Annotated in this window: 16 protein-coding genes; 5 read left to right on the forward strand and 11 right to left on the reverse strand. The window is 34.6% G+C overall.

Translation table 11 applies throughout. The features are described 5' to 3' along the window. The first annotated feature begins 50 nt into the window (after positions 1-50). From glnK to pqqA, 3 genes are all read left to right on the forward strand, one after another. On the forward strand, positions 51-389 hold the full coding sequence (gene glnK / locus K6112_04995; GenBank protein ID QZP17384.1) for a P-II family nitrogen regulator: 339 nt from the start codon (positions 51-53) through the stop codon (positions 387-389). 10 nt (positions 390-399) lie between these two features. Next, the gene (locus K6112_05000) at positions 400-1,797 is read left to right on the forward strand and encodes an ammonium transporter (protein QZP17385.1); all 1,398 of its coding nucleotides are present in this window, start codon (positions 400-402) and stop codon (positions 1,795-1,797) included. Between the two features lie 189 nt (positions 1,798-1,986). Then, complete coding sequence (pqqA, locus tag K6112_05005) at positions 1,987-2,058, forward strand: pyrroloquinoline quinone precursor peptide PqqA (GenBank protein ID QZP18492.1); 72 nt, start codon at positions 1,987-1,989, stop codon at positions 2,056-2,058. Positions 2,059-2,107: 49 nt separating this feature from the next. Here pqqA and K6112_05010 read toward each other — a convergent pair whose 3' ends face one another. From K6112_05010 to thiS, 4 genes are read right to left on the reverse strand one after another with little or no spacing between them, the layout of a single operon-like run. Next, on the reverse strand, positions 2,108-3,301 hold the full coding sequence (locus K6112_05010) for an MltA domain-containing protein (protein QZP17386.1): 1,194 nt from the start codon (positions 3,299-3,301) through the stop codon (positions 2,108-2,110). Further along, positions 3,298-3,678, reverse strand: coding sequence for a Co2+/Mg2+ efflux protein ApaG (gene apaG / locus K6112_05015; GenBank protein ID QZP17387.1), 381 nt, complete (start codon positions 3,676-3,678; stop codon positions 3,298-3,300). Before apaG ends, K6112_05010 begins: the two co-directional genes overlap by 4 nt. Continuing rightward, positions 3,678-4,463: a thiazole synthase gene (locus K6112_05020; GenBank protein QZP17388.1), complete on the reverse strand. Its 786-nt coding sequence runs from the start codon at positions 4,461-4,463 to the stop codon at positions 3,678-3,680. The genes apaG and K6112_05020 overlap by 1 nt, the downstream gene beginning before the upstream one ends. Positions 4,464-4,466: 3 nt before the next feature. Then, positions 4,467-4,670, reverse strand: coding sequence for a sulfur carrier protein ThiS (gene thiS / locus K6112_05025; protein QZP17389.1), 204 nt, complete (start codon positions 4,668-4,670; stop codon positions 4,467-4,469). A 113-nt stretch (positions 4,671-4,783) separates the two neighbouring features. Here thiS and K6112_05030 point away from each other — a divergent pair, with 113 nt between their 5' ends. Continuing rightward, positions 4,784-4,942, forward strand: a complete 159-nt coding sequence (locus K6112_05030) for a hypothetical protein (GenBank protein QZP17390.1) — start codon at positions 4,784-4,786, stop codon at positions 4,940-4,942. Here the strand turns inward: K6112_05030 and K6112_05035 are convergent. The 7 genes from K6112_05035 to K6112_05065 form a co-directional block, all read right to left on the reverse strand. Beyond that, the gene (locus K6112_05035; protein ID QZP17391.1) at positions 4,939-5,679 is read right to left on the reverse strand and encodes a dienelactone hydrolase family protein; all 741 of its coding nucleotides are present in this window, start codon (positions 5,677-5,679) and stop codon (positions 4,939-4,941) included. The two genes, K6112_05030 and K6112_05035, sit on opposite strands and share 4 nt — an antisense overlap. 95 nt (positions 5,680-5,774) lie before the next feature. After that, the gene (locus K6112_05040; protein QZP17392.1) at positions 5,775-6,125 is read right to left on the reverse strand and encodes a hypothetical protein; all 351 of its coding nucleotides are present in this window, start codon (positions 6,123-6,125) and stop codon (positions 5,775-5,777) included. 9 nt (positions 6,126-6,134) lie between these two features. Beyond that, a complete protein-coding gene (gene rodA / locus K6112_05045; protein ID QZP17393.1) occupies positions 6,135-7,226 on the reverse strand; it encodes a rod shape-determining protein RodA in 1,092 nt (363 codons plus the stop codon). Positions 7,227-7,232: 6 nt separating this feature from the next. Next, the gene (mrdA, locus tag K6112_05050; protein ID QZP17394.1) at positions 7,233-9,041 is read right to left on the reverse strand and encodes a penicillin-binding protein 2; all 1,809 of its coding nucleotides are present in this window, start codon (positions 9,039-9,041) and stop codon (positions 7,233-7,235) included. A gap of 8 nt (positions 9,042-9,049) precedes the next feature. Next, positions 9,050-9,556, reverse strand: a complete 507-nt coding sequence (gene mreD, locus K6112_05055) for a rod shape-determining protein MreD (GenBank protein ID QZP17395.1) — start codon at positions 9,554-9,556, stop codon at positions 9,050-9,052. A 3-nt stretch (positions 9,557-9,559) separates the two neighbouring features. After that, on the reverse strand, positions 9,560-10,390 hold the full coding sequence (gene mreC, locus K6112_05060) for a rod shape-determining protein MreC (GenBank protein QZP17396.1): 831 nt from the start codon (positions 10,388-10,390) through the stop codon (positions 9,560-9,562). 5 nt (positions 10,391-10,395) lie between these two features. Then, positions 10,396-11,451, reverse strand: coding sequence for a rod shape-determining protein (locus K6112_05065; protein QZP17397.1), 1,056 nt, complete (start codon positions 11,449-11,451; stop codon positions 10,396-10,398). 95 nt (positions 11,452-11,546) lie between these two features. Between K6112_05065 and gatC the strand changes: the two genes are divergently transcribed. Then, entirely contained in the window at positions 11,547-11,834 is a 288-nt protein-coding gene (gene gatC, locus K6112_05070; protein QZP17398.1) for an Asp-tRNA(Asn)/Glu-tRNA(Gln) amidotransferase subunit GatC, read from the forward strand. The last annotated feature ends 1 nt before the right edge of the window (position 11,835 follow it).

An 11,835-nucleotide genomic window follows, 5' to 3' on the forward strand; every position in this document is an offset into this window, starting at 1 on the left:
TGCACCTTTATTTACCACATACAAGGTTTATATATTTAAGGGGAATAAATATGAAATTAATTAGTGCAATTATCAAGCCGTTCAAGCTTGATGAAGTAAGGGAAGCCCTTTCTGAGATAGGTGTTCAAGGAATTACCGTCACAGAAGTCAAAGGGTTTGGTCGTCAAAAAGGCCATACAGAGCTTTACCGAGGAGCAGAGTACGTTATCGATTTCTTACCTAAGGTGAAAATTGAAATTGCCGTCTCCGACAAACTCACAAAAAAAGTTATCGAGGCTATTTCAAAGTCTGCACTCACTGGAAAAATTGGTGATGGCAAGATCTTTGTAATGTCACTTGATCAAGTTCAACGAATCCGAACCGGTGAAACCGGCGAAGATGCTCTTTAAGGAGACAATCATGAATAAAATATTTTCAAAATTAGGAGTCATTGGTTTATTAAGCCTCTTCCTTCTTAGTTTTTCACAAATAGGTGTGTCAAACGAAGTCTTTGATATCACTCAAGAAACAGTTTTAGTTGCAGAACAAGATGTGCTCGTTGTGGAAGAAGCAGTTGAGGAGGCTCCCACACTTAACTCAGGTGATACTGCCTGGATGATCGTAGCAACAATATTAGTGATCGTGATGGCTATTCCTGGCTTAGCATTATTTTATGGCGGGTTAGTCAGATCTAAAAACATGTTATCGGTCTTGATGCAGGTTTTTGTGACCTTTTCTTTAATGTCAATACTCTGGGTTATTTACGGATATAGTGTGGCTTTTTCTGATGGCACAGGAACGCCTTGGGGACAAATGATTGCGGGTGGTTTTGGCGCAGCATTTTTAAATGGCATTACCCCTGATACAGTGTCAGGCACAATTCCTGAATTTGTTTTTGTGACTTTCCAACTTACTTTTGCAGCACTAACACCCGCATTGATTGTTGGTGGATTTGCGGAAAGAATTAAGTTCTCAGGTATGCTTTTATTTATGACAGGCTGGTTTACGATTGTTTATCTTCCAATATGTCATATGGTTTGGGGCGGCGGACTTATCGCAGAAATGGGTGCAATTGATTTCGCTGGTGGTACCGTAGTTCATATTAATGCAGGTATCGCAGCATTAGTCTTAGCACTTTTAATTGGACCAAGAATTGGCTTTGGTAAAGAGCCAATGCCTCCACACAATATGCCAATGACGTTGATTGGCGCTGCCTTACTTTGGGCAGGTTGGTTCGGTTTCAATGTTGGTAGTGAACTAGCTGCCGATGGTGTAGCAGGTGCAGTGATGATTAATACGCAAATTGCAGCCGCTGCCGCAGTACTAGGTTGGTTATTTATTGAGTCTCTACAAAAAGGCAAAGCTTCATTGTTAGGTGGTGTGTCGGGTGCGATTTCAGGCCTAGTTGCAATCACTCCAGCTTGTGCGGTAGTGGGTCCGATGGGCGCAATTATCCTTGGCTTCGTAGCTTCAATATTTGCTTACTGGGCTTGTACTAGTCTTAAAAAAGCGATTGGTTACGATGACTCATTAGACGTATTTGGTATTCACGGTGTAGCAGGCATAGTCGGCGCACTAGGATTAGCAATTTTAATGTCACCAACATTTGGTGGAGTTGGTTTTGATGAAGGCGTATCAATGGCTTCTCAATTTGTTATTCAAGCGAAGAGTGTTGGCATAACAATTGTTTGGTGTGCTATTGCAACCTTCGTCTTATATAAAATTGTCAATTCCGTAGTGGGTATGAGGGTTTCAGATGAAAGCGAAAGAACTGGACTTGATACTACTTCTCACGGAGAGACTGCGTACCACTCTTAATTATCCTCCTGTAATTTTAGAGTGATTAAAGGCCCACCGTTTGGTGGGCCTTTTTTTTTATTGTATATAATATTTTACGTTCATGATTTTACTTAGGGTATTTTCATAACAGATTAATTAGCAATCCATGTATATTTACATCACTATTATTTATTTAGTAGAATTTAAAAATTGAAAGGAGATCATATTATGTGGACAACACCAGTTGCAACTGAAATGCGTTTCGGTTTTGAAGTAACAATGTACGTAATGAACAAGTAATTGTTTATTTACTTTATATTAAAAAAAGGAACTCTTTGAGTTCCTTTTTTTATGGAAGCTTAAAGCCTTTAGGTAACAAAACCCATATCCGACCATCTTGTTTCATTTTGCCAGCCATCTTGCCAGCTTCATTTCCTTGCCCCCAATAAAAATCTGCTCTAACACCACCATTAATGGCACCACCAGTATCTTGAGCAATCATAAGCTGTTTTATAGGGATATCAGTATTTGGTTTAGTTGTCTTGAGAAAAATAGGCGCACCAAGTGGGACATACCTACGATCTATAGCAACTGATCTTTCAGATGTTATGGGAACACCAAGTGCGCCAATTGGGCCAGGTAAGCCTTCTGGCAGAATTCTAAAAAATACATAACTTGGGTTAGCGCTTAAGAATTTTCTTAATTTCTTTTTATTATTTTTTGCCCATTTTTTAATACTTTGCATAGAAACCTTACCTCTTTGCAATTCTCCCGCTCGAATAAGTGCACGGCCCATTGAGCGATAGGGGTGTCCATTTTGATCTGCATATCCAATTTGAATTCTTTTGCCATTATTAAACTCAATGACACCGGATCCTTGAATTTCCAGAAAAAAAGCTTCAACGGCATTATTGACCCAAACTAATTCATTCCCTTTTAGAGGGGCCACTTTTTCTGTAATTTCATCTCTTGTAAAGTAAGGGACTAATTTATTACCCTCAACTCTTCCTCTCAATCTTTTATACTTTAAGTCAGGATAAATTTCACTTAGATTGACCGTTATTAAATCGTCAGGAATAGAGTATAGGGGAATATTGTATTTTTTTGTTTTCTCCCAATTGCCCTGAAGTACAGGCTGATAATATCCTGTAATTAATCCTTCTTTTGAGCCGTCATTATTTGTTGCTTGATATAAATTAAAATAATTTCTGTAGTAATTAATTATTTCGTCATTACTTGGAGACGAGCCAATTAAATAAGCTTGCTCACAAACTTTACGCCAAGATTTTTTATTGATAAGCGTTGAGCAGCTTCTCATCCAAGCAGGCCATGCGAGAATCAAGTAGTCTTCCGAGAGTGCATACTCAATGTCACTCCAGTATGTTTCTTTAAGAAAGCTGTAGGGTTTAAATTTGACTTCTTTTTTTTCTTCAACGACCGGCGGTTCTACTTCAGGGCAATTACAATCTACAGGTGGTTGAGCATCTTGACAGCCCGCTAGGAATAAAAACAAAACAATCAGTAATCTAGGTGAGCTGATCAATGCAGTGTTCTCGGCATATTTAACTCAAACTTTGGAATTTCAACATCAAAGCTTATTTCGCTCTCTGTTAACATTTGATAAGAGCCCCACATAAAACCCGAGGGGGTGCTAATTTCAGTGAAACTTGAATAATTGTAAACTTCTCCAGGAGCGATTGTTGGTTGCTCTCCAATCACACCCTCTCCTTTAACTTCAAATTTTTCAAACTTTGAATTCTCAATTATCCAATGCCTGCTGATTAATTGTATGGGTTGTTGGCTTTCATTTTTAATCTCAACCTCATAAGCAAAAACGTATTTATTGAATTCAATCATAGAATTTTTTTCAATAAAATTTGGTGTCACTTTAATTAAAATATGGTTATTCTCTTTATCCATCACTTAATTAATCCTGAAGTTGGTGAGCTTGGGTCTGCTTGATAAAACTTTTTCTTCATCCTACCTGCTAGGAAAGCCTCCCTCCCTGATTCAATAGCTTTTTTCATTGCAGCCGCCATTAAAATAGGATTTTCGGCAGCCGCAATGGCTGTATTCATTAAAACCCCATCACAACCAAGCTCCATTGCAATAACTGCATCTGAAGCAGTACCTACGCCTGCGTCTACAATGACTGGAACCTTTGCATTATCAATGATAATTTCTAAATTATGAGGGTTTAAGATACCCATTCCAGAACCGATGAGTGATGCTAATGGCATGATGGCACAGCAGCCTATATCTTCAAGTTCTTTTGCAATAATAGGATCATCTGATGTATAAACCATGACATCAAATCCTTCCTTAATTAAAATTTTGGCAGCCTCTACAGTTTCAACAACATTCGGATATAGCGTATTTGGATCACCTAAGACCTCTAATTTGACAAGGTTATGTCCGTCTAAAAGTTCTCTCGCAAGTCGCAATGTTCTAATGGCATCATCTTTTGTATAACATCCTGCTGTATTGGGTAAATATGTATATTTTTCCTTGGGTATAAAATCTAACAAAGATTCTTCTTTAATATCTTGTCCAATATTAGTTCTTCTAATTGCAACCGTCACAATCTCTGCACCACTTTCTTTTATAGCTGTTTGGGTTTCTTTAAAATCTTTATATTTACCTGTGCCTACTAGAAGCCTAGATAAATAATGTTTTCCTGCAATTAAAAATTTGTCTGATTCCATTAATTAGCCGCCACCTACGGCTATAACAATCTCGAGTTTGTCACCCTCTTTTAAAAAGGTTTGAGAGAAATTACTTTTTGAAATTATTTCCCCATTATATTCTATGGCAAACTTTTTTTCATTAAGTGCTAATTCTTTAATTAATGTAGTAAGGCACATTTCTGAAGCTTCAAAACTTTTTTGTTGCCCATTAACGTAAATTTTCATCAGGTTATTTTTAAAATTAAAAAATTTGAATTTATTACTATAACCTTTATCATATAACAGTAATTGGGACAAAATCCCAATAATTTTTAAATTCCCAAAAGGAAAAAAATATTTTGAAAAGAAAAAAAACAAATCCTCAGCTTTACCAAGTGCAAACTGACACTTCTAATTTAAAACTTGAAAGTGATGTTAAAACTCAATCAAAAGAGATAAAAAAAATAAACCACAACAATTTTCATAGAGCACTCGAAGCTTTTTCTGATTGCGTTTAGCTTTTTAAAGCTCTATTAAATAGGCCGAAAGTTAACTGATAACATATTGCTGCAAGTTCAGCATCATATCTTTCGCCCTCATCTCTCATAAAAGCATGTTGAGCATTAAATTCATGCCAGCTGAATTTAATTTTAGTATCTAGCAGTTGTTGATGTATATTTGTTCGTTTCTCAGTAGGTATATGATTATCTTGCTTTCCCCAAATCATTAATAATTCACCCTGAATGTCTGAAAGTCTTTCCATACTGTGCTGTCCAGGTTTATTTGGGATTGTATTTGTATGAAGATCTGTAGCATAAAAGCAGGCTGTAGCCTTAATACTTGGATTAAGAGCAGCTCTAAATGCAAGATGACCACCAATGCAAAAACCCATTGCACCGATATGACCATTTGACCACTTTTGTGTTTCGATCCAGTCAATCATGGCTTGATTATCTGAATCATATGATTGAACATCTTTTTCAGATTTATCAGCATTGCCTTTATCTCTTCCTGCATCATCGTAATTAAGCACGGTGCCAATTTCATTAAGTTCATGAAAAACTTCGGGCACCAAAACTACAAATCCGTGGCTTGCTAAAATTTTGGCAGCTCTTTCTATTGGGCCTGTTTGTTGAAAAATTTCTGAATAAAAAAGAATAGCAGGAAACTTCGAGGTTGATTTTGGCCTATGAACATAAGTTCTCATTATTCCTGTTGGTGTATTTAAATCAACAAACTCAGACTCTAGTATCATGACTATCCCTGTAAAAAATTTTTTATTTTACTTTAAATAAAATAAATAAATTAAAATATTTAATAAAGTAAGATGTTTAATTATTAAATCATATTTTATTCAAATTGTACGGCGCATTCACTATATAAAATAGTATCTTCTTTTTTGACGGTGGTGGTCTTCTCATTAAATACTAATTTAGTAATTCCATTTGAAAAAACATTCGAAATTTCTGTTTTATCAAGTTTAATTTCTCTTTTTGGAAAAATTATCCAAAGACTTTCTTTATCATCACCAACGTAACGAACAAAGAAATATTTTTTTTGATTACAAACATATTTAATTGAATCTTCAGGCGTTGTGTCTATTTCCCCGCCATCTTCAAATAATTCATCAATTGAATAATCTTTTGAAGCACAGCCAACAATAAAAATCAAAAAAAATATATTTAAAATAAGCTGTCTCATAGTTTTTATTTAATTTGCTATTAAAGTTTTATGATAATTTAAGCTCATTATTATACCGACACTAGCCAATGAAACTACCATGGATGTGCCTCCATAACTCATAAAAGGTAATGGTAAGCCGACAATTGGAACTAATCCACTAATCATTGCAATGTTGACAAAAATAGCGCTAAAAATTGAAACACCTAGGGATACAGTTAAAAGCTTTGAGAACGTACTTTGCATATTGTTTGCCAAAATAAATATCCTGAATATAAGCAGAAAAAACAAAACAAAAATTATAGTTACACCAAAAAAACCAAATTCCTCAGAATAGACAGCAAAAATAAAATCAGTGTTCGCTTCTGGTAAAAAATTTAAATTTGTTTGTGATCCTTCTCCCCAACCTTTCCCAAAACCACCACCCGAACCTATGGCAATCATGGATTGAATTGTATGATAGCCAGCACCTAATGGATCAACAAAAGGATCAAACATATTAATGATCCTATTTTTTTGATAAGCATGAAGATTGATCCAGATGAGAGGTGAGGAAAGAATGGTAAAAATCATAGACAAGATTATTAAACGCCAGGAAATGCCCGCTAAAAAAATAATCAAAAAACCAGACAAGGCAATCATGATAGATGTGCCTAAATCAGGTTGAAGTAATACAAGGTAGACGGGAATACAAATTAAAAAGATGGCTGTGAAGTGGAGTCGTAAAGAAATCTTATTTTGATACTGTTGATAAAGCCAAGCTATCATTATTGGTAAGGTAATTTTCATTAATTCAGAAGGTTGTAGGTTTAAAACGCCAAAAGCTAACCACCTTTTCGCCCCATTACTTTCTACCCCAAAAAAATGCACTAAGATTAATAAAAATATAGTGATTAAAAACAACACAGGAGCGTACCAAAACAAAATACGAGGATTGGTAAAGACTAAAATTGTAAAAACTATCAGTCCAACAAAAATATTTATAACTTGACTAATAATAATACTCGAAGTGTCTAAATTGCTCCCTGATAAACTAATCAAGCCCAGAAATATAATGACGGAAGTAATAGCTAAAAGGGGCATATCAATTCTTTTTTTATATTTTTGTAAGACTTTAATCATAATTTTTTATTTATATAAATAAGCATCTAAAACTTTTTTTGCAATTGGACCTGCTACCGAGCCACCGTGACCCCCATTCTCAACGATAACGGCGATGACAATTTCAGGCTCAATAGCAGGAGCATAGGTAATAAAAAGGGCATGATCTTTAAGTTTATCAGGAAGGATATCCTCGTTATATTCTTCATCTATTTTTAAACCAAATAATTGAGCCGTCCCAGTTTTAGATGCCATTTGATAATTTGATTTTCTGCCTAAAAAAGCAGCGGTTCCTCCCTCTTTTGTGACATTCACCATTCCTTTCTTAACCCATTTTAGGTTTTCATCTGAGTAGCTTTGTTTTTTCTCTTTGACTTTTTGTTTATCTTGGTTGATTCCATCAATGCTTAAAAGTAAGTGGGGCTTTATTGATAATCTTGGGTTCGCAAGTTTTGCTGTGGCATTTGCAAGCTGGAGTGGTGTGACAAGAGTAAATCCTTGGCCAATTGCAGTAATCGCAGTTTCCCCAGCATACCAACTTTCATTAAACTTCTTTTTTTTCCAGGCTTTATTGGCAATTAAACCACTTTTTTCTCCATCAATATCAATGTCAGTCTTCTTACCAAAGTTAAAGTCATCAAGCACCTTATTTAATTTAGGGATTCCTAATTCAAGACCTAATCCATAGAAAAAGGTATCGCATGAAACAGCAATTGCTTTAATCATATCTACAGTTCCGTGGCCTCCTCGTTTCCAATCACGAAATACTTTAGAAGATCTTGGCATTTTAAAATATCCAATATCGAAAATTGAAAAAGGGGGTTTTCTTATATTGTTTTTAAGAGCAGCAAGAGCGACAAAAGGCTTAAGCGTAGAGCCTGGCGGATAAAGGCCAGCAACGACCCTATCGAGCATGACTCTTGAGTTTTTATCGTTTAGATTAGCCCAAGCTTCATGAGATATGCCGTTTGTAAATAAAGCTGGATTAAATGTTGGTTGACTCACATAAGCAAGTACCTCAGAATTTTTTGGATTGATTGCGACAAGAGCCCCCTTTTTCTCACCAAATGCTTTCTCAGCAATTTTTTGCAATCTATAATCAATTGTTAAATTGATAACCTTTCCAGGAATAGGCTTTTTTTCTTGTAAAGTTCTAATGATGTTTTGCTTGGCATCCACTTCAATCTCTCTAAATCCTGGTGTTCCATGTATTAAATTCTCGTAGAATTTTTCAGTACCTGATTTACCAATATGTGTGCTACCCAAATATCGATTAGTTAAATTTTCTTTTTCTAAGGAATTGATATCTTTGTCATTAATTCTATTTATAAATCCAATTAGGTGCGCAGATGACTTTCCCTGAGGATAGTCTCTTATAAACCTTTGTTTAATTTTAAGGTTCGGAAATAAATATTGATGTGCAACGAAACGAGCGATTTGTTTATCGTTCAGATTAAAGCTGATGGGAACTGTATTTTCATATAAGTAACTAATTTTTTTATTAACAATGTCAGTGTCAATATCAATATTTAATTTAGTTTTTAAACGGTGTCTTATTTCAGGAAGCGCAGAAAAAGACGCACGATCTATTTCTAAGGAATGAACTAATTTGTTATCAGCTAAAATTATATTATTTCTATCGAGAATGACTCCTCTTTTGGGAGGGGTCGGAATAATTTTAATACTATTATTTTTACTTAGTGCGGTAAATCTATCAAACTGTATGATCTGTAAATAAAATATTTTTAATAAAGGAATGAGCAGCAGGATGATTAAAAATACAAATAGTATTTGAATTCTTTTTTTAAAAAAATATTTAAAACGATAATTATCCAAAATAAAATTTAAGTGCCATAAGTTCTTTCATAAAAAATTTGAAAAATTACTAAAATTACAAAAGTGATAGCTATTTCTATTATTAAATAATTTAATAAGCTTCCATTGATATGAAAAGTAGGATTAAAATTTTGAGATATGATCGTTACAACTATTATACCAAGGCAAATAGATAGAAATTTAAGAAGAATTGCTTGAGGCCTTGTCGGTATTAAAAAATATTTTTGGTAAAAAATTTGGAGACCATATAAAAGCAGGAATGCGATGGTGTATTGTCCTAAAATTGACCCAATCAAAATATCTACTATGACACCCATCAAAAAGACTTTAGTGATATTAATTGATATTAAATTAGATGAAATAGTTATTACCATTAATGCTAAGAAATACTCTGGGTAAATATTAATATTTAAAAAACTAAATAAATTTATGAAACTGAAAAAAGTAGAGACTAAAAATAACCCAACAAATAACTTTTGTTGTCTTAGTTTAACGTCATGAGATTTTTTTAGCATGTTTTAATAATCAAGAATGGTAATTAAAGAAAATTGACTTGAAAAGGTTGCTGGCTGTAATAAAATTTTGTTAAATTGTTTATCTTCCGGAGACACCTCAACGACTTTTCCTATATTAATTCCACTAGGGTATACGTTATCGAGACCTGAAGTCACAAATGTGTCTCCAGGAGCGACGTCTATTGAAGCAGGAAAGAAAGGGATTACTAAAAAATCAGCATCACCATAAATGATGGCATGATTTTGTCCATTATCTTGGAGTGCGTTGACAGCAAATTTTTTTGAAAGTAAGGGAACAACTTCACTTGTTTGGTCATAGGTTGAATATATTTGCCCAACTAAACCTGACCTGTTTACGACTGGCATGCCTTGACGAATTCCATCCTTTTCACCCTTGTTGATTGTAATTATCTGTGCCCTGCCTCTTATAGTTGGCCTAATAATCTCAGCGGGATAAGTTTTTTTTGGAGAATATTTTTTTGATAAGAGCGTTATCTTTCTCAAGTTATCATTCTCAGCTACCAGAAATTTTCTTATTTGATTTTCAATGGAAAGGCTATCAACTTGAATATTAAGTTGATTTATTTCTTCTTCTAACAGAGCTTTAGATTTTGATAAGCTTTGAAAATTAGCAAAAAAATTAATGGAGTCATTAGTTAAAATGATCAAAGGGGAAGTGATAAATGAAAAATCTTTTCTAATTTGCTTAAGATATTCATATCGACTGTCCATAAACATCATGAGCACAGCCAAGAAAACAAAAAGAATAAAATAAGTTAAAGAAAAGTTAGTAGTAAATAAGCTTAATTCTTTTTTAGAAACCTTGATTGCCATTATGTCTATTCATAAACAAATGTATTTTTAAAATAATCTAGTTGGTCTAATGTTTTTCCGCAACCTCTAGCTACACAAGTCAAAGGATCTTCAGCAATAATTACTGGGATGCCTGTCTCCTCTTGTAGAAGTCGATCAAGATTTTTCAAAAGGGCACCACCACCAGTGAGGACCATTCCATTTTCTGCAATATCAGATCCAAGTTCAGGAGGTGTTTGTTCAAGTGCAGTTTTTACTGCACCAACGATAGTGTGAAGTGGTTCTGCGATAGCTTCTAATATTTCATTACTGGAGATACTTAATTTTCTGGGCAAGCCTTCAGCTAAATTTCTCCCAGTGATATCCATTGATAAAAGTTCATTTAAAGGGAATGCGCTACCAATCGTTTGTTTTATTTTTTCAGCTGTTGGTTCAGATATTAATGTCCCATAGTTCCTTCTCATGTAGTCAACAATAGATTGATCAATTTTGTCTCCACCAACGCGAGCAGAACTTGCGTAAACAATTCCACCTAATGAGATGATGCCAACTTCTGTAGTACCACCCCCCACGTCAATTACCATTGAGCCTGTCGCATCTTGAATGGGTAGTTCGGCACCAATAGCAGCTGCCATGGGCTCTTCAATTAAAAATACTTGTTTCGCACCAGCTCTCTCTGCAGATTCTCGAATAGCTCTTTTTTCAACTTGTGTTGCGCCATATGGAACACAAATAACTATTCTTGGGCTAGGAGAAAACATATTGGTTGATACAGTCTTCTTGATAAAATGCTTGATCATTTCTTCGGTGATATTAAAATCAGCTATCACTCCGTCTTTCATTGGACGAATAGCGTTGATGCTTTGAGGCGACCTGCCGAGCATTGATTTAGCTTCAGCACCCACGGCGAGAACAGTTTTTCTAGTTTGGGGTCCACCAGGCCCTTGCACATTTTGAATAGCAACAACTGAAGGCTCATCAAGGACCACACCTCTTCCTTTAGCAAAAATTAATGTATTTGCTGTGCCAAGGTCAATAGCCAAATCATTATCAACAAAATTTCTAAACAAACTTTTAATCATAATTTATATAAGATTGAATTTTAAAGTGTCTTCGTATCCTTGTATAATAACTGATTAATCAACATAAATTAAACAAAAAATGGTGTTTTAATAAAATGAAATTCGATAATGACGAAATTAAAAAAATTGCCCATTTAGCTCGAATAAATATAAATGAAAATGAGGCTAATAAAGTGAGTGAAAAGTTAGAAGGGATTTTAGGACTCATCGACCAAATGACTGAGGTAAATACAGATAGTATTGAACCTATGGCCCATGCCCTTGATATTAAGCAGCCCTTAAGAGAAGACAAAGTGACCGAAGTGGATATGAGAGAAAAATCCTTAAAATTATCAAATGAAACTGATCAATCTTTGTTTATTGTCCCAAGAGTGATTGAATAAG

The sequence above is a fragment of the Methylophilales bacterium genome, from assembly GCA_019823025.1.
Lineage (GTDB): Bacteria > Pseudomonadota > Gammaproteobacteria > Burkholderiales > Methylophilaceae > BACL14.

Bases quoted from the DNA above. Each gene is read 5' to 3' on its own strand.
- gatC (QZP17398.1), top strand. From the start codon at position 11,547: ATGAAATTCGATAATGACGAAATTAAAAAAATTGCCCATTTAGCTCGA.
- thiS (QZP17389.1), bottom strand. From the start codon at position 4,670: ATGAAAATTTACGTTAATGGGCAACAAAAAAGTTTTGAAGCTTCAGAA.
- rodA (QZP17393.1), bottom strand. From the start codon at position 7,226: ATGATTAAAGTCTTACAAAAATATAAAAAAAGAATTGATATGCCCCTT.
- K6112_05065 (QZP17397.1), bottom strand. From the start codon at position 11,451: ATGATTAAAAGTTTGTTTAGAAATTTTGTTGATAATGATTTGGCTATT.
- K6112_05000 (QZP17385.1), top strand. From the start codon at position 400: ATGAATAAAATATTTTCAAAATTAGGAGTCATTGGTTTATTAAGCCTC.
- K6112_05035 (QZP17391.1), bottom strand. From the start codon at position 5,679: ATGATACTAGAGTCTGAGTTTGTTGATTTAAATACACCAACAGGAATA.
- apaG (QZP17387.1), bottom strand. From the start codon at position 3,678: ATGGATAAAGAGAATAACCATATTTTAATTAAAGTGACACCAAATTTT.
- K6112_05040 (QZP17392.1), bottom strand. From the start codon at position 6,125: ATGAGACAGCTTATTTTAAATATATTTTTTTTGATTTTTATTGTTGGC.
- K6112_05020 (QZP17388.1), bottom strand. From the start codon at position 4,463: ATGGAATCAGACAAATTTTTAATTGCAGGAAAACATTATTTATCTAGG.
- glnK (QZP17384.1), top strand. From the start codon at position 51: ATGAAATTAATTAGTGCAATTATCAAGCCGTTCAAGCTTGATGAAGTA.
- mreC (QZP17396.1), bottom strand. From the start codon at position 10,390: ATGGCAATCAAGGTTTCTAAAAAAGAATTAAGCTTATTTACTACTAAC.
- mreD (QZP17395.1), bottom strand. From the start codon at position 9,556: ATGCTAAAAAAATCTCATGACGTTAAACTAAGACAACAAAAGTTATTT.